This window comes from Gottfriedia solisilvae, assembly GCF_002128405.1.
Lineage (GTDB): Bacteria > Bacillota > Bacilli > Bacillales > Bacillaceae_G > Gottfriedia > Gottfriedia solisilvae.
Window position 1 is genome coordinate 475,030 of sequence record NZ_NETJ01000003.1, and the last position, 25,234, is coordinate 500,263.

At 32.2% G+C, this 25,234-nt stretch carries 23 protein-coding genes and 1 tRNA gene; 14 read left to right on the plus strand and 10 right to left on the minus strand.

Annotated features, from left to right (window positions below; all coding sequences use genetic code 11):
* Nucleotides 1-206: 206 nt before the first annotated feature.
* Nucleotides 207-680, minus strand: coding sequence for a DUF2642 domain-containing protein (locus tag CAB05_RS11600; protein WP_087999995.1), 474 nt, complete (start codon nt 678-680; stop codon nt 207-209).
* A 239-nt stretch (nt 681-919) separates the two neighbouring features.
* Here CAB05_RS11600 and CAB05_RS11605 point away from each other — a divergent pair, with 239 nt between their 5' ends.
* Complete coding sequence (locus CAB05_RS11605) at nt 920-1,405, plus strand: CotO family spore coat protein (protein WP_087999996.1); 486 nt, start codon at nt 920-922, stop codon at nt 1,403-1,405.
* 60 nt (nt 1,406-1,465) lie between these two features.
* Here the strand turns inward: CAB05_RS11605 and CAB05_RS11610 are convergent, their stop codons facing one another.
* Nucleotides 1,466-2,002, minus strand: coding sequence for a CotY/CotZ family spore coat protein (locus CAB05_RS11610; RefSeq protein ID WP_087999997.1), 537 nt, complete (start codon nt 2,000-2,002; stop codon nt 1,466-1,468).
* 193 nt (nt 2,003-2,195) lie between these two features.
* On the opposite strand from CAB05_RS11610, the gene CAB05_RS11615 reads away from it, so the two are divergent.
* Both CAB05_RS11615 and CAB05_RS11620 read left to right on the plus strand, forming a co-directional pair.
* Nucleotides 2,196-2,549 carry a DUF1360 domain-containing protein gene (locus tag CAB05_RS11615; protein ID WP_087999998.1) on the plus strand — a complete coding sequence of 118 codons (354 nt, stop codon included), beginning with the start codon at nt 2,196-2,198 and terminating at the stop codon, nt 2,547-2,549.
* 68 nt (nt 2,550-2,617) lie between these two features.
* On the plus strand, nt 2,618-2,806 hold the full coding sequence (locus CAB05_RS11620; RefSeq protein ID WP_087999999.1) for a cytochrome C oxidase subunit III: 189 nt from the start codon (nt 2,618-2,620) through the stop codon (nt 2,804-2,806).
* A 60-nt stretch (nt 2,807-2,866) separates the two neighbouring features.
* Here the strand turns inward: CAB05_RS11620 and CAB05_RS11625 are convergent, their stop codons facing one another.
* The gene (locus CAB05_RS11625; RefSeq protein ID WP_088000000.1) at nt 2,867-5,164 is read right to left on the minus strand and encodes an ATP-dependent helicase; all 2,298 of its coding nucleotides are present in this window, start codon (nt 5,162-5,164) and stop codon (nt 2,867-2,869) included.
* 122 nt (nt 5,165-5,286) lie between these two features.
* Here CAB05_RS11625 and CAB05_RS11630 point away from each other — a divergent pair, with 122 nt between their 5' ends.
* Nucleotides 5,287-5,553, plus strand: coding sequence for a hypothetical protein (locus tag CAB05_RS11630; RefSeq protein ID WP_088000001.1), 267 nt, complete (start codon nt 5,287-5,289; stop codon nt 5,551-5,553).
* A 75-nt stretch (nt 5,554-5,628) separates the two neighbouring features.
* Here the strand turns inward: CAB05_RS11630 and CAB05_RS11635 are convergent, their stop codons facing one another.
* From CAB05_RS11635 to CAB05_RS11645, 3 genes are all read right to left on the minus strand, one after another.
* Nucleotides 5,629-6,060: a GNAT family N-acetyltransferase gene (locus CAB05_RS11635; RefSeq protein ID WP_088000002.1), complete on the minus strand. Its 432-nt coding sequence runs from the start codon at nt 6,058-6,060 to the stop codon at nt 5,629-5,631.
* Complete coding sequence (locus tag CAB05_RS11640; RefSeq protein ID WP_088000003.1) at nt 6,057-6,572, minus strand: YjcG family protein; 516 nt, start codon at nt 6,570-6,572, stop codon at nt 6,057-6,059. The genes CAB05_RS11635 and CAB05_RS11640 overlap by 4 nt, the downstream gene beginning before the upstream one ends.
* Nucleotides 6,573-6,685: 113 nt before the next feature.
* Nucleotides 6,686-7,414 carry an alpha/beta hydrolase gene (locus CAB05_RS11645; protein ID WP_088000004.1) on the minus strand — a complete coding sequence of 243 codons (729 nt, stop codon included), beginning with the start codon at nt 7,412-7,414 and terminating at the stop codon, nt 6,686-6,688.
* Nucleotides 7,415-7,529: 115 nt separating this feature from the next.
* Between CAB05_RS11645 and CAB05_RS11650 the strand changes: the two genes are divergently transcribed.
* From CAB05_RS11650 to CAB05_RS11680, 7 genes are all read left to right on the plus strand, one after another.
* The gene (locus CAB05_RS11650) at nt 7,530-8,444 is read left to right on the plus strand and encodes a DMT family transporter (RefSeq protein ID WP_088000005.1); all 915 of its coding nucleotides are present in this window, start codon (nt 7,530-7,532) and stop codon (nt 8,442-8,444) included.
* 154 nt (nt 8,445-8,598) lie between these two features.
* Complete coding sequence (locus CAB05_RS11655) at nt 8,599-9,915, plus strand: potassium transporter TrkG (protein ID WP_088000006.1); 1,317 nt, start codon at nt 8,599-8,601, stop codon at nt 9,913-9,915.
* 12 nt (nt 9,916-9,927) lie between these two features.
* Complete coding sequence (locus tag CAB05_RS11660) at nt 9,928-10,584, plus strand: potassium channel family protein (RefSeq protein ID WP_088000007.1); 657 nt, start codon at nt 9,928-9,930, stop codon at nt 10,582-10,584.
* Nucleotides 10,585-10,674: 90 nt separating this feature from the next.
* Nucleotides 10,675-11,475, plus strand: a complete 801-nt coding sequence (locus tag CAB05_RS11665) for a DUF6944 family repetitive protein (RefSeq protein WP_088000008.1) — start codon at nt 10,675-10,677, stop codon at nt 11,473-11,475.
* A gap of 96 nt (nt 11,476-11,571) precedes the next feature.
* The gene (locus tag CAB05_RS11670; protein ID WP_088000009.1) at nt 11,572-12,807 is read left to right on the plus strand and encodes a helix-turn-helix domain-containing protein; all 1,236 of its coding nucleotides are present in this window, start codon (nt 11,572-11,574) and stop codon (nt 12,805-12,807) included.
* Between the two features lie 116 nt (nt 12,808-12,923).
* On the plus strand, nt 12,924-14,195 hold the full coding sequence (locus tag CAB05_RS11675; RefSeq protein WP_088000010.1) for an MFS transporter: 1,272 nt from the start codon (nt 12,924-12,926) through the stop codon (nt 14,193-14,195).
* Nucleotides 14,196-14,314: 119 nt separating this feature from the next.
* Nucleotides 14,315-14,387, plus strand: a tRNA-Val gene (locus CAB05_RS11680).
* Between the two features lie 128 nt (nt 14,388-14,515).
* Here the strand turns inward: CAB05_RS11680 and CAB05_RS11685 are convergent.
* Both CAB05_RS11685 and CAB05_RS11690 read right to left on the minus strand, forming a co-directional pair.
* On the minus strand, nt 14,516-14,947 hold the full coding sequence (locus CAB05_RS11685; RefSeq protein ID WP_088000011.1) for a site-specific integrase: 432 nt from the start codon (nt 14,945-14,947) through the stop codon (nt 14,516-14,518).
* 112 nt (nt 14,948-15,059) lie between these two features.
* The gene (locus CAB05_RS11690) at nt 15,060-15,635 is read right to left on the minus strand and encodes a site-specific integrase family protein (protein ID WP_088000012.1); all 576 of its coding nucleotides are present in this window, start codon (nt 15,633-15,635) and stop codon (nt 15,060-15,062) included.
* Nucleotides 15,636-16,348: 713 nt separating this feature from the next.
* Between CAB05_RS11690 and CAB05_RS11700 the strand changes: the two genes are divergently transcribed.
* Together CAB05_RS11700 and CAB05_RS11705 are read left to right on the plus strand one after the other, a co-directional pair.
* Complete coding sequence (locus CAB05_RS11700; protein WP_235821435.1) at nt 16,349-17,491, plus strand: YhgE/Pip domain-containing protein; 1,143 nt, start codon at nt 16,349-16,351, stop codon at nt 17,489-17,491.
* 59 nt (nt 17,492-17,550) lie between these two features.
* Complete coding sequence (locus CAB05_RS11705) at nt 17,551-18,081, plus strand: PadR family transcriptional regulator (RefSeq protein ID WP_088000014.1); 531 nt, start codon at nt 17,551-17,553, stop codon at nt 18,079-18,081.
* A gap of 117 nt (nt 18,082-18,198) precedes the next feature.
* Here the strand turns inward: CAB05_RS11705 and CAB05_RS11710 are convergent, their stop codons facing one another.
* Complete coding sequence (locus tag CAB05_RS11710) at nt 18,199-21,696, minus strand: S8 family serine peptidase (protein ID WP_088000015.1); 3,498 nt, start codon at nt 21,694-21,696, stop codon at nt 18,199-18,201.
* Nucleotides 21,697-22,369: 673 nt separating this feature from the next.
* Here CAB05_RS11710 and CAB05_RS11715 point away from each other — a divergent pair.
* Entirely contained in the window at nt 22,370-23,275 is a 906-nt protein-coding gene (locus CAB05_RS11715; RefSeq protein WP_088000016.1) for a phosphatidylinositol-specific phospholipase C/glycerophosphodiester phosphodiesterase family protein, read from the plus strand.
* Nucleotides 23,276-23,509: 234 nt separating this feature from the next.
* Here the strand turns inward: CAB05_RS11715 and CAB05_RS11720 are convergent, their stop codons facing one another.
* Nucleotides 23,510-24,166 (minus strand): DJ-1/PfpI family protein, encoded by a 657-nt coding sequence (locus CAB05_RS11720; protein ID WP_088000017.1) that lies wholly within the window; start codon nt 24,164-24,166, stop codon nt 23,510-23,512.
* Nucleotides 24,167-25,234 lie beyond the last annotated feature (1,068 nt).

A 25,234-nucleotide genomic window follows, 5' to 3' on the forward strand; every position in this document is an offset into this window, starting at 1 on the left:
GGAAGTACCACTCAAAATTAAGTATCTTGTAAAACAAATAGTATATATCATATGAAAGTTAAATGATCTAATCAAATACTTTTACTTAGATCGATAGAACGTCGTTAAGTATGAATGTAGTTGCTTTAACATAATTAGAATGGTATGAGAGAATAAATGTTAAAAAAAAGGGTCGTTTTATAAGTATAAAACGACCGATCTAAACATTATTTTCTTCTTCTTAATGTTTGGCTTGTCGTATTACTTCTTTCATAAACTTCGAATTTTTCTCCGAAACTTACACTTTTAATATGATAAGTAGCAATATAAACTAGTTCATCGTTGAAAGAAATTTCAACATAATCATTGTTTGCATCAAGAAGAATACCTTCTACTTTGTCATGGCCACCACGATTGATTTTTACCCATTGTCTAACTTGTGAATTTAATAAGTCCACGAAGCTTTCATTTGGTAAAAGCTCAATTGTATTAAACATTTCATTATAGTTAAGTTTACCTTTTGCAAATGAAGTTACGCTTTTTAAATGAGAGTATGGGAAGTAAATTACGCCTTCAGCCTCTGTAAAAAGAGCAATATGTGTTCCATATGCACCAAGTAGTAAACCTTCTTTTGATTCGTGACCTCCTCGACCAATTCTAACTCCTTTACCTACGAATACTGAGAATAACTCTTTATTCACTTTTTCATCGCTCCTTGTTTTTTCTGTGCGGTTACAATGTATTTATATGTGCCCTGTCAATTGTTTGTACTAGGATATTTGTCCAATTTCTACAAATATGTATAAAATTAGTCAATTGTCGATGGGAAAATAAACTAGAAATAGTAGAAGAATGCTTATTTGCACCAAAAAAATCTAACATGAGAACTATTGTCCTCACATATATTTTATAAGAGCACACATGTGAGGGAGGAACAGCTATGGCACGAAAAGAATCACAAGAAGGAGTAAAACCTTTGTTATATATTGCTCAACCTGACCTTGAAGAAGCCAAGCTAAATATACAACATTCCTATGTAGTCAAAGTAAATAAGCAGGAAAAGAAAGCGAAAAAAAACGATTATGTAGAGTCACATTATGAAGAAGTTGAAAATGTAGAAGAAGTTGAAGAAATTGAGGATGCTCAAGATGAATTAGACAGTCCAGAAAATCAAGTGCAAGAAGATAAAGGTTGGGTAAAAAAACCTTTTAAAGCAATGACGAATGAAGAAAAAGTGTATTTCATGGTTAATAAACCACATTATATTCCTAAGGTTGAATGTCGCATCCGTACAAAAAACGATTTGTATATTGGATATATCTTAGCCTATAACGAAGGAAAAGTTGCAGTGAAGATCACATCAAGTATCAATAATATTGAAATTCCATTAGAAGAAATTGTCAGTATTCAAATGGTTGGTATATAGACACATAAAAAGGTGGTAGATATAGTAATCTACCACCCATAGTTTTTTAGTTTACATGAATTATAAATTGTTAACGTGAACGTCACGTAAGCATTGGATTGCAACAAAAGCATCTAAATCAACAGTGATACATGTGTTAGAAGCAACGAAGAAATCAGCGTCAACTAGGTCACAGAAATCTTGGCGATCTTTGTTGTTGTTGTTTTTGTTGTTGTCTCTGTCAGCTCCAACTAGTGCTCTTAATACTGCACAGTCATCATCTACACTTTCAACACGGAAAACAACTGAATCTTGACAATTATTTCTTCTGTTTTTGTCATTATTGTCATTATTGTCATCATTTCTATTGTCGTTTCTGTCTCTCATGTTGTTTAGAAATGCAGGTACTCTAAATAACTCACCATTAGGTAAATATAGTAAGAAAGGGCGAGTATTTGCAAGTGGTACATTTGGATTAGCGCCTAAGAATGGAACATCACAACCTGTTGGGCAAGTGTTTGTTGCGCAATCTTGTAATTCATTAATGAATTTTACTACGTCGCTAACACAATTGTTGTCATTATTTCTTTTGTGATTATTGTTGTCTTTGCAACTCATCTTTTTCACTCCTTATCATTTAAGATGGATATTACATTAATATGATATTAAGGAGGTGGGAATCGGTTACTGTTGATTTTTGCTTTTTAAAGAAATGGGCTTAGTGAAATGATCTTGTGGAAGTATTGTAAGGGTTTAGGATGAATAAACTGGTTTAAACATAGATGATTACGAGTAGAGTGAGGCTATTAAGATGATTAGTATGACTTGGTTACTATTAGTACTCCTTACATTAGCTAGTTTTAGACTGACCAGATTAGTTGTTCATGATAAGATTACATCGTTTATTAGAAGGCCTTTTATTGATGAAATCACGATTGAAGAAGAGGGAATTCCCGTCACTTATACAAAGATTAAAGGAAAGGGAATTCAATATTTTATTGGAGAGCTACTTAGTTGTACATGGTGTAGCGGAATTTGGTGTACTGCTTTGTTACTACTAATATATGTATTATTCCCAGGAGTGGGAGAAGTCATCATCATCTTATTATCCATTGCTGGTGCGGCTGGTGTAATTGAAGCATTGGTTAATAGATTAAGTTTGTGATATTTGTCTGAACGATTATCTTATTCCTTCATATACTATCAAGAAAAAACTTTTTTAGGAGGGAAGCTATGTACAATCGTCAACAAGGACAACAATTAACAAGTCAACAATGGCAACAACTTCAACAACAGCAATGGCAACAACAAATGCAACAAATGAATCAGCAACAATATGCAAATCCGTATGCACAACAAGGTCAGCCGACAGGTTATGTAAAAAAATCCGGCTGTGGTTGTGGGCGAAGATCTCCTCGTTAATCACAAACAAACATAAAAAAGGGTGAGCTATAGAAGGCTCACCCTATACTTTTTTCTATTTTATTTAATGGTTTTCGCTAAAAAGCGTTTAATTAATCTTGATGGATATGCTTTTTTTCCTCTTCTTTTTTGAAGAATAGATAAGTATAATAATTTTCTTGCTCTCGTACAGGCTACATATAATAAACGACGTTCTTCTTCTAATTGATCCATCGAACCATTTTTTAATGATTCCAAAGCATAATCATGTGGGAAGCCACCATCGACAGCACCTAAGATGTAAACAAAATCATATTCTAAACCTTTGGAACGATGTGCTGTAAGAAGGGATATACTACCTGACTGGTTATTTTTTTGTTGTTTATATTCCTTGAACTTTGCCGCGATATGAAACGCGTGCTGGGTTAGTTCTCGTACCGTTTTAAAATTTCTGCTGACTACTTTCAAATCCCTTAAATCATCAGAAGGTCGTTCAATTTTATTCGATTCATTACCACGTTTTTTTATATAATCAGTAAACGCTGGACTTTCCTCAATTCTTTCGATTGCTTCAAGAGGAGAAGCCGTTTTTAAATGACGGAGAACTTTTATTAGCTTCTCAATTTTTTTAAGCTGAAACGGTGCAGCGCTATTAATTGTAGTAAACGCTTCTAAGAATGAAAGGTTTTGTAAAACACTATTCATTTTTGCCTCTTGAAATGCTTGCTGCTTAAGAAAAAATACGGGTAATATTTCTTTTAATGCAGCTTGATGGTCTTCATCTTCTATTAATAATAAGAAAGAAATCATCTTTCTAATAATAGGACGATCATAAAATGAATCTCCATCTTGATCTATCGTAAACGGTAAACTCGTCGCAATTAACCGTTCAAAAAGTGCTCTAGAAGCAGTATTCGTACGATATAAGATAGCAAATTGTGATGGGTTCGCACCATTTTTAATTTTTTCCTTTATATCATTTACAATCATCGTAGCTTCTTCTTCTTCATCAAATGGGAAGAAGAAAGATGGAACCTGGTCATGATCATATTGCGCATGCATTGATTTAACAAATCTATTTTTATTTGGTTTGATCACTTCATTTGCAAGAGAAACAATACCATGAGAGGAACGATAATTTTCATTTAAATGATAAATTTTTGATCCAGGAAAATGATCTTTAAATTCTAAAATAAAGCTCGGGTCGCTACCACGGAATGCATAAATAGACTGATCATCATCACCAACAGCAGTAACATTTTGTGTATGCTGAAAAAGGATTTTTAAGATTGAAAATTGTATATTATTAATATCTTGAAATTCATCTACTAACAGACATTTAAAGCGATTTTGATATTGAGCTAGTAATTCAGGATAATTATTAAGCATTTCAAAGCATCCTAGAAGCATGTCGTCAAAATCAAATTGTCCGTTTTCCTTTTTTATTTCTTCATATCCTTCATAAAGTGATGCAACTTGTTCTTCCCAAGCATCGTTTGGACGAATTTCGTGGGGATAAACACATGAATTCTTCCATAATCCAATTTGTTGAATTGCTTGATCATAAGCAAATGATTTTTCATCAATTTCAAGTCTACGACCAACTTGTTTCAACATGATTTCCTTTTGAAAATCAGATTTAATAAGCCTTGAAGAGTCCCACTTGTCACGATCAAAGCGTAATAGCATCTTGTAAAAAATACTATGAAACGTACCAATTTCCATTTGTTGAATCGAGTATCCAAGATTTCTCATGCGTTCTTTCATTTCTAATGAGGCTTTTGAAGTAAAGGTAACTAGCATCATTTCATGTGGTTGGACACCTAAATTCATTAAATGCATTGCACGAGTCGTAATAACTCGAGTCTTTCCACTACCAGCTCCAGCGAGTACAAGTAAAGGAGAACCAGTGTGAGTAACTGCATTCCATTGCTGTTCATCTAATGTTATTTGATTCATCATATGTTTAGTCGCTTTTTGATCAACACTCTCATAAGGTGGAATATGATAAAAAGGTAATCTAGCAGTAAATGTATTTTCTTCACTTTTTTCAATAGTTGCCAAAGAAGATATAGCTCTCTTTTTTGGAAGTTTAATGACACTATCTTCTATATTAGTATCAATCATTGTAGTGTTGTTGGAGTTTGTTTGAATCGTTTTTTCTAATTCAAAACTTTGTTGTTTACATTCTAGGTTTTGCTCTTTATTCGTATGATAAAAATAAGGAGTTTCATAGATTGATAAAGTTAAAAATATGTTTTGTTGACAGTTTACACATTTAACTTCTCCACGAATACTAGCTTGATAAATCTCCTCATATCTTGACCTGGGGAAATCTGGTAAATAGATTATTTGATTTTGATAGTTTGCAGTTTTCATCTTGTTCCCCCTAAAAATTAAAAGCAGACTCATCTATGTTACCAAAAAGTATTGTATACGAAAAGTGAATTCATTTAATTGGAAAAAAGTAAATTTTACAGGGGAAAGAGAAGAGGGATGACATGGGATATATTCCACCTTTACATTACTCGGCTTATCATCACTATATTTCACAAAAAAATGGATATTTACATATACCTTTTATGTTTACAGAAGTCCAAAAAATAAACAGATTCAAAGAGGATCAAAAGCTATATGCTAAAAAAGTTTCTAATCATTATCAAAAAATGAAATCTGATGTTGCTTTAAATAGTTTACAGGATGATACTGCACAAAAAGTAATCAGTGAATTGACTGGTATAGGAAGATTGATTAATGTGTTGATTTGAGAATTGAGCAGTAATCTATAAGGTATGAGCATAAAAAAGCTATGATTCAAATAAGAATCATAGCTTTTTATCAAATTAGATTAATGTTATTTTCATTTCTGCATGAGGAATTCCTGCTTCATAAAAAATCTCAGATGAAATATGATATCCTAATTTCTCATAAAAAGGAATCGCGGATTCTTGAGCATGTAATACCAATTGATGGATGCCGTTTTCCTTTGCAGTTTTATGAATTAAGTGCATGATGTCATTGCCAATTTGTTTTCCACGATAATCTTTTCTTACACATATTCGTTGTACTTTGCCATTTGAATCGATTTCTCTTAGACGTCCAGCTGCAATTGGTTGTTCACCATCATATGCAACAAAATGAAAGCATTCATTGTCTAAGCCATCAAATTCTAAGTCTTTTGAGATTTGTTGTTCAACTACAAAAACTTCAGTTCGAACCTTTAAAGCATCTTGGATTTGTTCATCCGTTTTTGCAACGATTGTTTCAATGGTCATTGTTTAGCTCCCAATTTAAATGTTTCATAAACTTCCCAAGCACCATTTTCTAATTGGTAAACTAATTTAATGCTATCAATCATTTCATTGTATGAAAATTGAATCATACTTAGTTGTCCTAGAATATCACCGAACTCAGCATCTTGTAGCTGCTGACCAATTGTAATATGTGGTACAAATGCATATTCTTTTGTTTTCGGAAATGCACCAGTATGCATTTTCTCATGAAGCTCTTTAAGAGCATCAACAGGTGTAACTTTTAAATAAATGACATTATTAACAGGTGCAAAAGAACTTACTTTATTTATTTCCAATTCAAATGGCTCAATTTTACTAGCAATCTCATTTAGTTGAGAGATGATTGTTGGAAGTTGATCGTCGTTCAGCTCAAAACCACTTCGTATTGTTACATGAGGAGAAATTAAAGTATAAGCTGGATCAAAACGTTTTCTAAACTCATTTGCCTTATCTTGAACAAATTTTGATGGGAAAATAACCACGCCACATTTCATAAAAATTACCTCCTGTTTTCGATACTTTTATAGTTAATTTTATTAAATTAACGCTTTTAATGATACCAATTTTAATTATATCAAATTTTTGAAAAATCGATAAGTTTGACGAATTATTTTGCTAAACTAATTTTTAACAAGTCTTCTAATTGCTTCTCCCAATTCGTCCAAGTGTGATCTCCATCATACTCTGCATAATGTAACTCAACAGGGCATTTCGATAAAAACTCTTTTAATTTTAAACCATCTTTTATAAAATTCACCCATTGTTTGGTAGGTGTAAACACATTGTCTTCCTGCGTTCCAACAGTTTGTAAAATAGATAAGGTTGTTGTTAAAGGTTTCTGTTCTAAAAAATGAATCACATCATCATTTACAAATGGTGACTGCATAATGACTTTTCCAAATGTATTTGGATACGTAAAGGCAGCTTGTAATGAAACAGTGCCACCAAGTGAATCACCTATTAATGTTCTACTATGCGCAAGGCCAAGTAGTGGTAAGTGATCATCTAAATAAGGTAGTAATTCTTCAGCTAAAAAACGAATATAGCTTTTCTGACCTTCCTGAGATGGATGATAAAGTGAGAATCGTTCTTTCGGGCTTGAATATGGAATGCCAACAATAATAGTAGGTTGGATTGTGCCTTCTTTCGTTAATTCTTCGATGACACGATGAACTTTGCCTAAATTAAAATAATCCTGACCATCTTGGGCAAGTAATAAGTGATGTTTTATTAAAGGAGTATATTGACTTGAGTAATAAATAGTAAATGTAACTTCCTTTTGAATATGATTACTATAAAGTGTATGTTCTTCTCTAGTTCCATTTGTTTGAATCATAAATGTCTCCTCTTCTTTTCACTAGGATGATATAATTAGATGTTACTTCATTGAAAAAATTAAGAAAAGCAAAATGTGTTACGCTTTCATAAAAGTTTATATAAAGAGGTGAAACATGAACACAAAACAGCCAAATGCAATGATTTCATTATTAATTATTTCAATCATTGCAATTTCTACATCTGCTATTTTAGCAAAATGGACAAATGCTTCTCCGTCAGTATTAAGTATGTATCGCCTCTGGTTTACGTGTTTCTGGATGTTACCTTTTGTTTTAAAGCGAAAAACTGAATTAAAAGCTTTAGAAAAAAAAGAATATAAGTCGTTTGCATTAGGTGGTTTAATGTTGGCCATTCATTTTATCCTTTGGTATGGATCACTTGTCTTCACATCTGTTGCAAGCTCGACAATTATCCTAGCACTTCAACCATTAGTTGCCATGATATTAGGATTTTTTGTGTTCAAAGAACGAACTTCTATGACTTCTAAAATCTGTATGATCATTGCAATTATAGGTGTGTTCCTAATTGGCTTTGGGGATATCGGTTTAAGTATGACTGCATTTAAAGGTGATATTCTTTCATTCTTAAGTGTAATTGCTGCAGTACTATATTTAATGGTTGGACAAACAACCGTAAAAAATACGTCTCATTGGGTATATAGCTTTTTTGTTTTCGCATTTTCAGCTTTATTTTTAACAATTTATAATATCATTACATTTGATAACTTTTTTGACTATCAATCGACTGACTGGCTTATTTTTATTGCTTCTGCTATTATTCCATCATTAGCTCATATCATTAATAATTACTTATTAAATTATGTGAATGCAACGACAATATCAATGAGTATTTTAGGCGAACCAGTTGGTGCATCAATTTTAGCCTTTTTCTTACTACAAGAAATGCTATCATCATTTCAACTTGTAGGTGGTACGATTGTAATTGTGAGTGTTGCTTTATATCTATATCAACAACAAAAAGAAACCATAGCATTGAAAATGGAAGCAAATAATTCTTCATCAGCTTAATCTAAATAAATATTCATTTCAAATAAACTTTCTAATCAATATGACCAATTGATTGGAAAGTTTTTTATTTTTTGGAAGAAAATAGGTAGAATATGTAATATCAATAAATTTTTATCGCCATTATTGAACCCAATCTAAGGAGAAAAAGCAAAAAATGAAAAAAAAGAAAAAGAAACCTAGAAATCCCCTTCATTATATTTTCATCGCATATATATTGATAACCATCGTATTTTCATGCTTATATTTAATGCCATTTACAAGAATTGCTGAGCTCTCATTAATTGATAGTATTTTTGTATCTACAAGTGCAATTAGTGTAACTGGATTAACAACAGTCAATCTAGTTGAAACATTTAACACATGGGGAAAGTTATTATTAATGATTCAAATGGAAATTGGCGCAATTGGAATTGTAGTATTTATTAGCTATGGATTTATGATGCTAGGGAAGAAAATTACGATTTCAAATTTACTTGTTTTATCTAAAGATCAAAATCAAAGCAGTATTAAATCAATAAGAAAACTAAGTTTGTCTGTATTATATACGTCATTGATTTTTCAAATAATTGGTGGATTCTTTTTTTATAGTCAATTTAGAGAGCATTTTCAATCTAGTAAAGAAACCTTACTTGTAACGGCATTTCATTCAATCGCAAGTTTTACAAATACTGGTTTTGATTTATTCGGTAATAGTTTATATTCGTTTCAAGAGAATGCAATTGTTTTATATGTAACAGCTGCGCTTATTTTTATTGGTGGCTTAGGTTATCCCACGATTATGGAATATATCTTTTCATTTAAAAAGAAAAAGTCCTTATTTACAAAAATAAATATGAGACTTCATTTTTCTTTTGTGGTGATTGGAACCATTTTATTTTGGTTATTAGAAAGAAATCACGCATTTAATCATTTAAGTACATTTGATAAAATAACAAATTCAATCTTTTTATCAGTCACGACTCGAAATGGTGGATTTGCAACTTTAGACATAGCGAATCTTACACTTCCTGCAATTTTGATTATATTAGTTCTTATGTATATTGGCGGAGCTTCATCAAGTGCTGCCGGGGGGATCAGATTAACAACAGTATCAGTTTTAGTCGCAAAAATGATAGCAGTTATTAAATCGCAAGAGGATACGGCAATATTTAGAACAACCGTCAAACGAAGTGTGGTTGACCGTGCCTTTGTCATTGCAATGAGCTTCTTATTATTAATCTTACTTTCAACGATTATCATTTCAACGATTGAGCCATTTGCATTAGATTTAATTTTATTAGAAGTCGTATCGGCGATTACAAATACAGGACTATCATTAGGAATTACGGCAAACATACATAGTTCTACTAAATTTATTTTGATTTTACTTATGTTTATTGGAAGAATCGGTATTTTTACAATGATTTATTTTGTACTAAGAGTTGATAAACAAAATTTAAAATATATTGAGAAAGACTTGGCAATCGGATAAGGAGGAGTCGCAATGGCAAAACAATTTTTAGTCATCGGTGCAGGTAGGTTTGGTCGTGGAATCGTAAAGGAATTAGATAGATTAGGACATGAGGTCGTTGTATGTGATAAAGAAAAATCTAATCTTGAAGAGCTTGAGGAATATACAGAATACGCTGTAATCGGTGACTTACGTGAAGAAGCACTGTTAGAGGATTTAAATGTAAATCATTTTGATGTGGTGTTTGTCGCAATTGGAAGTGATCCATTAGCTTCAATCTTAATCACGCGTAGATTAAAGGAAAGAAATGTGACAAGAATTGTCTGTAAAGCAAATAACCGCGAAGTTGGGGGCATTTTAGAAAGTATTGGAGCGGATTTGGTTATTTATCCTGAAGAAGAAGCAGGTCACAAAGCAGCTAGACGTGAAGCGATGAATGGAATTATTGAGTACATTGAAATAACGAAAAAAATTGCTGCGGTTGAAACAGTGATTCCAGAGATATTGATTGGAAAGACATTAAGAGAAATTGGTTTCTCAGTAAAATATGAAATAACTGTCGTTTTAATTATCCGAAATGGCGAACCGATTGTTACAAATATTGGTGATGTGCGTTTTGAAAGTGGGGATTACATTTTTATTGTTGGTGAAAAAACGAAAATTGAACATTTCAAAAAGAAGGTCGGGTAACTTTGATCCATTATCACCCATAGGAACCTTTAAACATCATAGTTGAATATACTATCTCATCTTGATATTCACAGATTGGTGGTTAAGAAGGTGACGAATGAAAGGATTGAATTACTTGGATCATGGATAACCGCTATTGGTACAATTGCGTCCGCTATAGGAAGTACACCTTTGAGACGTTTGCAAGGCGAGGACAAGAAAAAGTGGGACGATATTAGTGAACAACTTGACTTTGGTGGAAATGCATTACAGGCTATCGGGAATATTGTTGAGGTAGCTGGAACTGATGAATTTACATTAGAAGTAGCTGGTGAAATTATTCAAGCATCTGGAAATGTAACCGTCTTATTTAGTATTTTGACAGAAGATAATGAAGTGAAAAAAATAAATTTAAACATCGTCGGAAATGCGCAGCAAGCATTTGGTGGTTTCTTAGCAGTTATCGATGAAATCGGGGACATCATTGAACAAGGTGGCGGTGATCCGACAAATGCCTTAGGAAATTTACTTCAGTCAATTGGTAATACCCTTCAAGCAATCGGAGGTTTATATGATCTTGAAATCATTAGGGAGAAAGAAGCCCTTGATATTGACGGTGATGGTGAAACTGAAGTAAAAGTTTCTGAAGAAAGTGTTACTGATCCTCTCAATGAACAAATAAAAATAAATGGCGAAATCAGTGAACTATTAAAATACAGTGGAAGCTGGATCCAAGCAGCTGGATCGATCATGACAGCCGTAGCCGAGCGAAGAGTACTAGCAAAGCTGGAAGCGGAAAAAAGAGAATTGGAAAATAAGAAAAAGAAGAAACGAAAGAAGAATAAGAAGCGAACCTCGAGTCATTCAGAAAGTAAGAAAATACAAAATACAGAATTCAAAAAAAAGAGCTAACAAGCTTGAGGGTATTCAGATGTTAGTTCTATACATATTAAGCTATGTGAAAGGTAGCAAATTTGAACAGATGTAAGATGAAAATGGGGTTATTTTATGAAGGAACTAAATGGTTTAATTCAAAAAGAAAACCTGACAATATTAGGTTCGATTATTAAAATCAATCGAATGAATCAGAATATGAGTCAACAAGCTTTAAGTGAAGGTATTTGTGTTCCGTCGTATTTGAGTAAAATTGAAAACGGTGAAGTAGTACCTAGCCTAGAAATGATAAGGTTATTGTTTGGTGAGTTAAGTATTGTTTATCAAGACGGTGTAGAATTTCTACAAGAAACTAGAAATCAGCTTGAATTATTTTTTGAGGAATTAAATTTAAATGGTTTTATCAAATCAGGCGAGATTTTCAAACAGCTAGAACATAATGAAGAGCAATTAATACATTCACCCCTCATCATTGATTACTATATGGCCAAGCTAGCTTTTTATTGTGGGAGAAAAGAACAAGACCAATACATGAGTGCAAAGAAGACGATCCAATACGTTGAAGGATTACTGAATCGTGTTCAAAAGCATAGATTTCATTTTTATGAAGCCATTAATCTCTATATCATTGAAAAGAACTTAAAACGTTCGAAAGATGAATTAATGCTCGCTCAGCAGTCTATGGAAACAGGTCATTTGTATTATTTTTTAGCAAATGTTGAATATAAATTAGGCAGTTATTATGGAGCGGTCATCTATGCAGAAAAAGCATTACACTATTATTTGGAAGAAGTAAATATCATTAATGTGAGCTTAACTCATCAATTTCAGGGATTATTAATCTATCAATTAGGAACGAAAGACTTATATGAGCGCTTTTTTGAAAAATCGATTAGCTATGCTAAGAAAATTAATAGAAATGACATTTTATTATCAACACAAATTCTTTACACTTACATCTTAATAAAAGAGAAAAATGCTAATGCGACTGAGCAATTAAAGCAAATTTCTAGTATTGTGTTGACTGATGAAGCTCAATCCGAATTCAAAAGTTACTTATTTTTACTGGAGTTACTGCATGCAAATTGGAAGGGGCATAAATCGGAGAAATATATGGATGTTGGAAGTCAGAGTCCGTTTTTTCAAAGTTTGTATCATACTTATGAAGAATTATTTGCGACAAATACTGTAAGTAAGGAAGCATATCAGGAGCTAAAAGATTTATATGAAAAAATCGGACATCAAAATTTATTCTGTGATTGTTTACTAGATGATTTATGGATTTCTTATGTTGAAAACAATCGACTATATAAGCAAGCCTACTTAAAATTGAAAAAAGATAGAATGTGAGAAACTAAGCGCAAAAAATACATTTTAAAGTAAGAACTAAGCTAAGTATTTCTCACAGACACCGCATATCAAAGAACCTTATCGTGCTCTATAATGAGTTCGAGGGGGTGGAAAAGATGATTCAAATACTAAAAAATAAGAATTTCTTATATTTTTTTAGTGGCACATTTGCATCAAGCATTGGCGATGTGCTCTTCAATTTTGCAATCGGACTATATATCTTACATTTAACCCATTCAGCATTTCAATTATCTTTATACGGTATGATTGGTGCAGTCACATGGTTAGTCTTAACGCCAATAGGAGGAGTTTTTACTGATCGCTGGGATCGCGTAAAGATTATTTATATGACTGAATTTATTAGAGGAATAGCTGTCTTAGGTTGTGGTATTAGCATGATTATGCTAGATGATCAACAAATGATTCTCTATATTTTATATGTAACGACATTCATCATAGCAGTAAATGGTGCATTATTTGCACCAGCATCACAAAGCTTAGTACCATCTATTGTAAAAAAGGATGAACTTCTAAAAGCAAATTCATTAATGTCATTAACTTATAGCATAAAAGATGTTTTTGGAATCTTATTAGCAGGCGTAATGTATGCATTATTAGGACCTACGATTTTAGTCATCATCAATGGGGTGTCATATTTACTTTCAGGCTTTGCAGCACTTTTTATTAAAGTTATTGGAAATCATGAACAATCAGAAAGTAAAAATAATGTGTTTACTGATTTAAAGGCTGGTATTGTCTATATCGTTTCAAAAAATAAACCGATTTTATACTTACTATTGATGGTAAACATTATCAATCTAGCGAATGGACCAATTCAATCCGTTTTACTGCCATTTTTAATGAAAGAGTTTATTAAAGCACCAGAAATGCATTTATCATATCTTTATTCTGCATCAGCACTAGGTGGGGTATGTGGTACAATTGTCATCTCAAAATTAAATATATCAAATCAACCTTTTAAACTACTAAAAGCGTCATTTGGTTTGATGTTCATTGCCGTTATCAGTCAATTTATATTTTTCCTATTATTTAAATCAAATGTATTAATTTATCCACTATACATCGCACTATTAATAGTTGTTTTCGTCGGCAGTGGAATGATCAACGTATGTATGATGATCCCCATGCTAACGTATGTTCAAAAAGTAGTGAACAAACAATATTATGGTAGAGTCATGGCAATATTCTCTACATTATCAGCCATCACAGCACCAATTAGTATGATGCTTGGCGGATTTTTAATCGACCAATTTAGCATTAGCACCTTGTATATCATGTCAACTAGCATTCTACTTATAGCAATCATATTAAGTCGATTCTTTAATGAAACTGAAAACCTAAGCGTAATGGAAGAGCGGACAATATAAAAAAGCAAGCCTGTGGCCACAAACCATAGGCTTGCTTTCTATTAAATTGCGATCATGTCAGATAAAATAGTTTGACTTCATAATTACCAAATTTTATAATATATTTACATTCATATCATGATTCCATAGCTCAGCTGGGAGAGCACTACCTTGACAGGGTAGGGGTCGCTGGTTCAAGTCCAGTTGGGATCATAAAAATGAGAAGGCTCAAACCTAAGTGTATCAAGGGTTTGGGCTTTTTCTTTGTTTTCAGTTACTTACATTTTTTGTAATGAATATTATGCATTGCACAAAGACTGCACAGAAACTTCACGAGCATTTTAATTTAAACCAAATTTTTCATCAAAACGATCAGCTGTATTCTTCTGCATTTCTTCATTTGAATGTGAGTAAATACCAAGTGTTGTTTCAACTCTTGAATGACCCATTCTCTCGGCTACAATTTTGGGGTTCTCACCCATTCTCATTAAAATAGTCGCATGAGTGTGGCGCAAATTATGAAATGGAATGACAGGCAAATTCGCTTTTTTGATGAGCTGTTTAAATTTACGAATTAAATTTCTAGGCTCTAAGTAATTGCCGTTCATTGCACAAATAACTAAATCGAGGTCTTTAAAGTTCTTTATTTTTGATTTCATTTGATCCTGATCAGTTTTATGCTTTTGTAATGAAGTAATGACGCTTTCTGAAATAAAGATTTCGCGAAGCGAATGATCGGTCTTTAGCTCTTTTGCAAGAAGTCCTTTATTTATTTTTTGATCGTACTAAGTTTTCTTCAACATAAATGACCCCTTTTACTAGATCAACGTTACGCCATCTAAGAGCTAAAATTTCACCACGACGCATTCCAGTAAAAATGGCTAACTAAAATGGGATTAAGTAATTTTCTCGTTCGCACACCTCTAAAAAAATCTTTGCTTCATCAACAGTCCAAGTTTGTTTTCGAGTTTTAGAAATTCTCGGAGGTGTAGACTCTTTTACCGGATTTGTTTTAATCAATTCCCACTGCAAAGCCTTCTGAAATGCTTTAGATAAGATGTTGTGCATAATTTTTACATACGCATTCGATAAACCTTCATTTAATTTTGAAGCATAAAACTGATCAATGTCGTAAGTTGTGTTTTTTGCTAAAGGTGTTGATTGAAAATATGGAACTATATGGACACGAATTATCGTTTGAGCCTTTTCAAAACTAGTTATTTGAACTTCACTTTTGTAAGTAGAATTGACCCAACTTGTAATGTAGTCTTTAAATAGATCTTTCGAAGGTTCAATGAAAATTCCTTCATCAATTTCATTTTTAAGCTTAGTCATTTCTTCTTGTGCTTCACGCTTTGTTTTAAATCCACTACGGTATACTTGTTTACGGTTACTTGTTTTTGGATCTATACCGGCTTCAATTCGAAATGACCATAACTTACCTACTTTTTTGATAGTCATTTTAGCACCTCCAATTTCTGATGGAGGTAGGGTGTAATTATTAGTTTCCTCATTTTAAGGGTTCTTATCCAACTACCATGAAAAAACCTTACGGTATTCAGGTGAAAAAGTGCATAACTAAAGAAGACGTCTTTATTTTATTTTTAAAAAGCGTCCTTGTAAAAAAATATATTAGTGGTTGATGGATTAATTGACTTCTTCGATCGATACAGAATACCCTAATTTTTCAAGTCTTCGAACTGAATGACGGACCATTGATACTTCTTTTTGTTTGTCATAATAATCTCATCCTAAGTCCTTGTACATTTCTTTCCTAGTGAGAAGATAATAGGCGATTCTTAACATGGTATGGGCTACTACTATTCCTGCTCTTTTCCTACCTTTTTGTGCTGCTGTTCTTCGATACATAGCTCCTAGGTAGATCTTGGATGCACCAATTAATGAACGGTTTGCCTTATTGGAATAGATGAAAATGGTGATTATTGTTAATATGCTTAATCAACTAATGCATGCTTTAGTTGAACAAAAAATCGACTGTAAAGTCGATTTTTTTTGCGCTAATTGTAGTTTAGTTGAAGAAGAATTCTTTTAATTGACGGTGGCTTCAAAATCAGTTAATATTATCAATGTTAATATAAACAATAGTAATATAAATAGTGTAAGTATTAATATATCTATTTAACATCATAAGTAAATATAGGAGGATAACTAAAATGAAAAGTCTATATTTATCCATATTAAAAACACCTAGCGTTATTATTGGTTTAATTACCGCAGTTATTTTTCAGGTATTATTTAGCGTTATATGGCTTACAGGATATGATCACGTTACTGACCGAATTGACCAATTTAAAATTATTGTTGTTAATAATGACTCCAAAATCGGAGTACAAATAGCAAAGAATTTAGATAAGAGCTTGAAATTTAAGGTAACACAGTCTACAGTTTTAAAAAGTGCGATGGAAAAGCTAGATGACCGTGAAGTTCAAATGGTTATTAATATTCCGAAAGATTTTACTGATAAACTTCAAAAAAATGAAATGGCTAAAATCGTTTACTCTTTAAATGAATCAAATCCAAGTATGTTAAAAGGGGTAATGCAAACAGTAGAGAATAAAGTAACTGCTACGCTTAATAAGGAATTAGTAAAGTCGGGTTTGCAAGTTACTTTTGAGAATATGAATGTACCCTTGAATCAATCAAACGAATTGTCAAAACATCTATCAGAACGAGTGCATCCTGTTGTTAACAATATTAATAAAGTATCTAATTTTTCAAGATTGATGGTTCCAATGATGTTAGTTATGGCATCTTTTACTGGTTCAATGTTATTTATTTTAGAAATAAATAAAGCGTTTAAAGCTTACAAGAATTTGTACAATCGTTGGCAAAAATTTGGGAGTAGAGTTCTTTTAATAATCACAGCTACCATCTTAATTTCTACTTTTGGAACTATAATGGTTAATTTAATGGGAGTGCATTCAGATCAAGGTTTTTTAACAATGTGGCTTTTTCAAATAATGTATGTACTAACTTTCTTATTTTTAGCCCAAGTTCCATTTTTTATTGTGAGTGATGCAGGTGGATGGGTAAATATTGCTATGTTATCGATTCAACTATTATCGTCTGGTACAACCATCCCAAGAGAGTTATTATCAAGTTTTTATCAGACTATAAGTAACTTTTTACCAGCAACTTATGCAGTTGAAGGAATTATGAAACTGGTTACTGGTGGATCGTCTATTACTTATGAAATAATTATGCTTTGCAAGATATTAATGGTTATTATTGTAATTACTTTAATACTAGTAACTCTTCAAAGGGAAAATAAGAAAGATAAAATTCTAACAGTATGAAAGTGGTATATGTTAATTTTAAAATTAAAGGAAGTTCAGAAATGTTTGAGGTGTAAAAAATGAACATACAAAATGTTATTCTGGGATTTTTATTCGAAGAACCAATGAGTGGATACGATATTAAACGGATAATGGAGGTATCTGTTGCACATTTCTTTGATGCTTCTTTTGGAGCTATTTATCCAGCTCTTAAAAGAATGGAGAAAGAAGGATTTGTTAAAAAGGAAATTATTCAACAAGAAGGGAAACCGAATAAAAATTTATTTGTGATTACAGATAAAGGAAAAGAAGAATTTATAGAGTATTTGGAAAGTCCAATAAATCCAACTATTATGAGATCAGATTTTTTAATCCGATTATTTTTTGGAAAATTTACGAAGAAAGAAAATATTATTAAATGGATGGAAAACGAAAAAAAGCACTTAGAACAAGAATTAGAAAATTTATTAGAGGTACAAAAAAGTTCACCTGATACCGATAAATATAAGAAAATAACAATAGAGTACGGTCTGGAATATTCAAAAATGACAATAATTTTATTAGAAGCAAAAATTAAGCTTTTAAAAGAGGAAGATCAAGAAAGATTGTAAAATCAAATGTTGGTATGGATTCTACATCCAACTTCAATTCTATGATAGAAGTGAACGACAAAACAAAAATTGAATCTAATAAAAAGTGGTTGGTACAAAGACCAACCACTTTTTTTATTAATTAATAATTAGTTTATATGGTGTTGCGCTTGCATTTCCGTTAGAATCTTCAACTTTAATGTAGTAGTTTCCTTTTTTGAGGTTAACATTAAAGATTTCGTAGTCTCCATTGCTGTAATAGTCAGAAAAGGCGACTTGTTTTCCTTTTGAATTGTAAACTGTAACGATTCCGTCAAGATCAAATGGGACATCTAACTTGATTGTTCGTTTGCCATCACTATTTTGTACTAGTTTGTAAAAGTCTGAATCTCCTTTATTGTTTGTCATATTGATATAACCTTCATTAGAATACTTGCCGGCCTGGAATTTTAAGGAAAGAGGTTTGGTTGGTACATTGTTTTTTACAATAGAACCAGCATCCTCATCCTTCGTTACTACTTCATTTACTGTAAACGTATAGGGAGTTAGATTTGTTTCCCTATTAAAGTAGTTTTGTATTTTAAAGAAGTATCCCCTTCCTTTTTTAGCTCGGAAGGAACTAATTTCAGGTTGATTATCATAAGAGAAGTCTACGATAGAAACGTTATCTTTCTCTTTCTCTTCAAGTTTCTCATTACCATTCGTGTCCTCGTAAATAAAAAACACGGAGTCAAGATCTCTTTTCAATTCTGTATGAGCGTTATTATATTTAATAGGAATTGACACTGGTTGTTCAATTGCACTATAAATACTTGTTTTATCTGGCTTGAAATAGAAAGTATCAATATCACCAATGGACGATAAGTTGCCTACTATCGGTTTAGTGTTTATCCTCTTAGCGGTATTAAATGTATCGTTATGCTCAAAGCTATCATTTGTGTTCTTATATTTAGTAGAAATTTTGAATTCATACGGATCAAAACTTGATCTGTATGATGAATCATTTAAAAGGATGTAGTATGTTTCACCTTTTTTTAGCCCAATATTGAATGGATTTTTCGCTTTCAATCCTGTTCCATCAACCGAGTTTGTATCCAAGCTTGAGTAAATAGAATCGAGATCATTAATTCGATCACTGTATTTATGGACAAGGGAAATTGGAACATTATGTCCTTCTTTATCCTTAAATTTCATTTCAAAAACAGAGTTATCTTTTGGTGTAAATTTAAACCAATCTTCATCGCCACTGTACTGAAAAGAACCTTTATATGTTTTATCTGATTCAATAGGAATCGCTTTATCTTTTACTAAATCAAAATAACTTGTTAATTTATTATTTTGGTAGTCCGGTTTTATGAATTTATCATAAATTTCCTTGTACTTATTAAAGAATCCATTTTCTTGTGATCTGGTATTTTCGTTTCTTTTTCCGGCTTGCGGGAAACTATCTTCATCCGGCGTAATATCTTTGATTTCAAAATCAACTTGATATGGTTTTTGAGAAGTATAGCTTCGTGTGAAATCAATCTCTTTCCCGATAAGTTGATCGTATTCACTAAGTAAAGGCTTGTTCGTCACCTCTAAAATATATTCCATCCCAGGAGAAGCGGTCATTGAAGCAGTCTCTGATTCACCGTATCCTATAGATTTAAATTGATCAACAACATTAATACTTTCATGGGTTGTGCCATCCTCGTTTACAACCTTATTAACCATATGTAGCCTAAAGGATGAATCCATCCCTTCAACAGCAGATACATGGAATTTTAATACTTTTTCTGGTTCCCCAATATTTCCGGGCACCTTAAAACGATAATAATCAGAATCACCAGGAATAGGATTTTCTTGTCTAGACACTGACGAAGTCGATAATTCATCAGTGAAGTAGTTAGTAAGCGATGTTTTATATGGAAGTGAATCTAGGATAAAGGGATTTTCCATTGTATTACCATCATCATGAAGTTGATCTTTACGGCTTACAGAAAGTGAGTATTTAGATTTCCCATCTTCATTGTATTGTCCAAAGGAGTCTTTTAAAGCAATTACAATCGTACCTTTTTTCGGTGCTTTGAAGTATGAACCTTCAGCCATTCCAGCCTTACGATCATTAACCTCTAGTCTATACTCGGGTGTATTTGCTCCTTCTGGATAAAATTGTAATTCATATTTCAAATCATATTGAGTTTCACCTTGAAGACTTATCTGGACATTCTGATCCTTTTCTACAGTTAACTTATAATAATCCATTTGTTCAAGTTTTTTCAAAGCACCAGTAACTGTTGTTTCCGTTGATAAAGTAAGGGGTTTTGCTTTTTCTAAAATTTGATCATCCTTCACAACCGAATGAGCCGGAATCTTTTTAGGGTCGAAAGACAGAAGTTTAACAAGGTCGATCATTCCGTAACCATATTTTGCATCGAATCCTTTTTCCCCTAAATCTTTTGCGGTATGCGTTAAAATATAGTTCACTTGATAAGGTGTGAGCTTCGGATACTTAGATAGTAATAGGGAAACCGCACCTGTAACCATAGGAGCCGCCATAGATGTACCGCTCATATGTACAAATGTTGATCCTTTATCAGGTGAATAGACTGTCGAGTAAATGTTATCTCCAGGCGCTGTAACATCGACAGAAGGACTGTATGTTGAAAAATTCGCCAATTTATTGTCCTTATCTGTAGCTCCAACGCTTATAACGCCATCATAGGCAGCTGGATATTCTATATTTTCAATCCCAGAGTTACCAGCTGCAGCAACAATGACAATTCCTTTATCAATTGCTTTTTTTACAGCATCTTTTACGATAGGTGATGGACTATAAGAACCTAAACTCATATTGATAACGTCAACATTTTGTCTAATCGCTTCTAAAATACCTTCAGCTATAACATAGTCAGTACCAAAATCAGATTTGTTAAACACGTCGATCGTTACTATTTGAGAATTTGGTGCGATTCCATAGCCGCCGATACCGTTATTTTTTTTAGCAGCAATTATCCCTGTAACATGAGTACCATGGGAATCAGGTATTCCTTTTTTAATAGGGTTCATGGCATTTTTATTAGCGATGATTTTATTAACAAGTTCAGGATGTTTCGTATCGATTCCAGAATCTATGACACCGACACGAATTTTGTTTTTCCCTGCTAATTTTTGTGCTTTGTCAACATTAAGATTATTTAGATGGTACATTTCAGAGGTTTTTAGATCTACTGTTCCTAGTTTTTTAAAAAGAGCACTTTTTGAAATTGAAGTAACTTTTGGTAGCTTTGCATAGGATTGGACTACTTTTTCAAGATCTGCAACATTCTTTACTTCAATCACATCATAGCCTAATGATGAAATTCTTTTGATTAGTCTACCACCGGACTTGCTATGCTCATTTTCAGAAATCGGCGAGGAATAACGGATAACAAGTTGATTTTCAGAAAATTTCTTTTCACCATCATCAAATGTATTCATAGAATTAGAATTTTTCTTTATAGAGTTCCGATCCTTTACTAAAAGATCTAAAATTTGTTTCTGATTACTAGGAATCTTTGTTTCAGCAAGTGAAGCCATAGGTAGCAGAGCGGAAAGAGCTAGTGTTGCTGACATGCTGAGTACTACTAAGGTGTTAAAATTTTTCTTCTTCACAACATATACCTCCTTGATTTTTTTTAAATAGGCCACAAAATTTAGAGGGATGTTCGGGTTTTTCGAAAGCTAGAGGATTTAGTAAAACAATACCAAACTAGATTCGGTTTTGAATATTAATAATTTTCAGCCTATTTCAGACTTAATAATACAAGGCTAACAAACGACTATCAATACTCCATTTTTGATTAAAACAATCAATGTTTTATTGTAATAAGTGTGCTTATACCATTTTTAAATTTTTACGATTTACATAAAAAAAGGTTCCATTAAGTTAATGGAATCCTGTTTTCTTAAAATAGGAGAGTTTATAATTTTAAAACTTTAAGTGAGGACAGAATGATTATTGTATCTTATCCAATATACGTCATAGAAAATGAAATGTTGACGAGATTATTGTTCAAGGATCATTTGAGATACAGTTAATATTAACTGAAATAGTAAATGCAAAATATAGCAATTAATGGAGTCTATTAATACAAATAAAAAGAAAAATTAATTAGTTTTTATACCATTACTCAATTTGTTTTCATTTTGTAAAATATTTTACGATTTAAATAAGTCATGTAAAAAGATTAAAAGGTTTGTAAAGATTTCACTCAATTGATTGAACTTTTAGTTTTTTTCTCTAGTATAAAGTTGGTAATTTACAATTTTGGGAGGTTAAGAAACTATGAAAAAATGGTTGGCTATTTTAACCCTAGTGGCTTCTGTATTCATGATTACGTTTACAGATGCTTTTGCCGCAAGTACAGGTAATTTATTTATTTCGAATCAACAAGCTGTGGTTCCTCTCCAGAAAGCACACGCACATAATGATTACGAACATTCTCGTCCATTAATGGATGCTCTAGAGCACGGATTTACTAGTGTAGAAGCTGATGTTTGGCTTATTGATGGAGAACTGCTTATAGCACATGACAGAGAGGATATACGACCAGATCGAACATTGAAATCCTTATATCTTGACCCATTATTGGAAAGAGTAAAAGAGAAACATGGAACTGTTTATCCAGGATATGATAAAGGGTTTACACTATGGATTGATGTGAAGTCTGAGGATGAAGCAACCTATAGAGTTATCCATGAACAGCTTAAAAAATATCAAAATATGCTTACTAAGTTTTTACCTTCAGGGGTGAATCAAGGAGCCATTACTGTTTATATTTCTGGTAATCGACCGAGAATATTAATGGAAAATCAGCCAGTTCGTTATGCAGGTTATGATGGACGAATGAGCGATCTTGGATCAAGTGCTTCCAATGAATTTATTCCAATAATAAGTGATAACTGGACAAAATATTTTACTTGGATGGGTAATGGTGAGATATCAGCAAGTGAAAAAGAAAAACTGAATTATATCGTAGCAACTGCTCATGCAAATGGCCAGAAAGTGCGATTTTGGGCGACACCAGACATGCAATCTCCAGCTAGAGAAGCGGTATGGAAGGAGCTTCTAAATGCTGGAGTTGATTACATCAATACTGATGACTTAGAAGGCTTACAGTTTTTCTTAATGAAAAATGAACCACAGCTATCTGAAACTAATTTTAAAGCACTAAATAATAATATTAAGTAATTAATAAAGGCTAAAGATTCATTGCTTTAAAATACAGCAGCTTAAAGTAAAATAATATAATTTAAATAAGAAGGGAACAAGAAAAGTTGGTCAAGTAAAGGAAACTTCTAAGAAAGCAAAAATATGAGGTCATGTGTAGTGCATCAAAAAAGGATAGAAATAGCAGATATTACTTCTGCATTTCTATCCTTTAATAGTTAGGTCTTAATTTACTAAAGTATATCAATCAATGTTTTAAACAATTGGCTCTTTTTCAGCAAGCTCTTGCAACATTTTCCCTATGCCTTCCACTAATAAAGTAGGTGCTTTCTTTGGTGAACCAGCGTCAAACGGAGGCTGAGGATCATATTCCAAAATCAGTTGAACTCCTTTACTTACATCTTCACCCATTTCCCAAGCTATTAGTTGAAGAGCCATATCAATACCAGAAGAGACTCCAGCTGCTGTAACGATTTTATCTTGTCGAACCACTCTTTCACTAGTTGGAATGGTGCCAAGGGATTTTAATAAATCAAAAGATCCCAAATGAGTAGTTGCTAGTTTACCTTTTAATAATCCGACTGCGCTTAAAATCAAAGACCCATTACAAACAGACGTTGTCCATTTAGTAGTTTTATCCATCTGGCGAATCCAATTTAATGTTTCTTCGTCATTCATTGGTGTTTTGTAATTTGGTGGACAGCAACCAGGTACAACTAGAACATCAGCTGAAGTAACTTCAGAAAAACTGTAATCAGCGTGCAAATACCCCATACTTGAGTCTAGTTTAATTAATCCTTTTTCTTTAGCAACAAATTTAACTTCACATTTAAGTGAAGCAGAAAATACTTCGTACGGACCTATTGCATCTAATGCTGTGATTCCATCGTAAAGCATGATTGCGATTTTCATGTTGAATAACTCCTTTATATTAAAATTCTAACCTACATTCAAACATAGACATACCTATCAAAGATCGGTTGTCATTTTGTGAACCAATGAGCAAATTTAACTTTACATAAAGGATTTGGATAACTATAGAATCCTTTAACATTATGTCCTCCTAATTTTCACAACCTTAACAAGAATGCTATTAATCTTAAATATTCTAATCAAAATGAATATCTATTATTATTTTATAACTTCATTATTATTAAAGTAAAATTAATAATAGTGAATTTAAATTAAGTTCGACTTAAATAGGAGCTAATAATTTATTTTGAACAATTGAAATAGATTAGATGTTGTGATTCTTGTTTGATGAGCAATTAGAACCAAGTTAATTAAATATCCATAACTTTTAGCCTTATTACATAAGGTTATTTTTTATATTTACCAACTGTATTCTGAATAATCGGAGTTTACTTATGTGACTCAAGAGTAAGTCCATAAGAACAAGATATCAGGAGAAAATGGCAAACAGTTTTCGTATCAGAAACAAACTCGAATTAACATCAATCTTTTACAAGTGTTATCACCTGTCGAAAACTAGCTAAAGGAGATCACTTGTTCCGCTGCTCATTTATTTTAAGTTAAAGATGTTAAATTGGTTAGTTCTAAAAATAAATTTAATGCTCAGGACTCATTTACTATCTTTCAACTTATTTTTATCTTAATTTTTCAATCATTTTCATCAAAAATCCGGTATTGTTAACTTTTCTAAATACTTATAACATTAAGAATAGTTTTCCAAATGTTATGTGAGGGTGGGATAGAAAAGATGATTTAATATTAAATTTTTGAGGAAAGTGGAGGATGAAGAGGATATAAAATAACTAAAATATTCCGACTGTAAAAAGTTTCCTCCACTTAATTGATGTTTTATTTCCGCTAATACAATTTTTGAAAGAGGTGGTACTTAAATGAAAAATAGAACTAAGTGGTTAAAAGAAAGAACCGCAATTTGCATTGTTACTTCAACCCTAGTAATCACTAATGCTAAACTTACTTTTGATTTACCAATTGGTAATGCTAAAGAAA

Bases quoted from the DNA above. Each gene is read 5' to 3' on its own strand.
- CAB05_RS11625 (WP_088000000.1), bottom strand. From the start codon at position 5,164: ATGAAAACTGCAAACTATCAAAATCAAATAATCTATTTACCAGATTTC.
- CAB05_RS11670 (WP_088000009.1), top strand. From the start codon at position 11,572: ATGAAGGAACTAAATGGTTTAATTCAAAAAGAAAACCTGACAATATTA.
- CAB05_RS11650 (WP_088000005.1), top strand. From the start codon at position 7,530: ATGAACACAAAACAGCCAAATGCAATGATTTCATTATTAATTATTTCA.
- CAB05_RS11660 (WP_088000007.1), top strand. From the start codon at position 9,928: ATGGCAAAACAATTTTTAGTCATCGGTGCAGGTAGGTTTGGTCGTGGA.
- CAB05_RS11690 (WP_088000012.1), bottom strand. From the start codon at position 15,635: ATGACTATCAAAAAAGTAGGTAAGTTATGGTCATTTCGAATTGAAGCC.
- CAB05_RS11705 (WP_088000014.1), top strand. From the start codon at position 17,551: ATGAACATACAAAATGTTATTCTGGGATTTTTATTCGAAGAACCAATG.
- CAB05_RS11645 (WP_088000004.1), bottom strand. From the start codon at position 7,414: ATGATTCAAACAAATGGAACTAGAGAAGAACATACACTTTATAGTAAT.
- CAB05_RS11675 (WP_088000010.1), top strand. From the start codon at position 12,924: ATGATTCAAATACTAAAAAATAAGAATTTCTTATATTTTTTTAGTGGC.
- CAB05_RS11635 (WP_088000002.1), bottom strand. From the start codon at position 6,060: ATGACCATTGAAACAATCGTTGCAAAAACGGATGAACAAATCCAAGAT.
- CAB05_RS11605 (WP_087999996.1), top strand. From the start codon at position 920: ATGGCACGAAAAGAATCACAAGAAGGAGTAAAACCTTTGTTATATATT.
- CAB05_RS11615 (WP_087999998.1), top strand. From the start codon at position 2,196: ATGATTAGTATGACTTGGTTACTATTAGTACTCCTTACATTAGCTAGT.
- CAB05_RS11610 (WP_087999997.1), bottom strand. From the start codon at position 2,002: ATGAGTTGCAAAGACAACAATAATCACAAAAGAAATAATGACAACAAT.
- CAB05_RS11655 (WP_088000006.1), top strand. From the start codon at position 8,599: ATGAAAAAAAAGAAAAAGAAACCTAGAAATCCCCTTCATTATATTTTC.
- CAB05_RS11640 (WP_088000003.1), bottom strand. From the start codon at position 6,572: ATGAAATGTGGCGTGGTTATTTTCCCATCAAAATTTGTTCAAGATAAG.
- CAB05_RS11630 (WP_088000001.1), top strand. From the start codon at position 5,287: ATGGGATATATTCCACCTTTACATTACTCGGCTTATCATCACTATATT.
- CAB05_RS11700 (WP_235821435.1), top strand. From the start codon at position 16,349: ATGAAAAGTCTATATTTATCCATATTAAAAACACCTAGCGTTATTATT.
- CAB05_RS11715 (WP_088000016.1), top strand. From the start codon at position 22,370: ATGAAAAAATGGTTGGCTATTTTAACCCTAGTGGCTTCTGTATTCATG.
- CAB05_RS11720 (WP_088000017.1), bottom strand. From the start codon at position 24,166: ATGAAAATCGCAATCATGCTTTACGATGGAATCACAGCATTAGATGCA.
- CAB05_RS11620 (WP_087999999.1), top strand. From the start codon at position 2,618: ATGTACAATCGTCAACAAGGACAACAATTAACAAGTCAACAATGGCAA.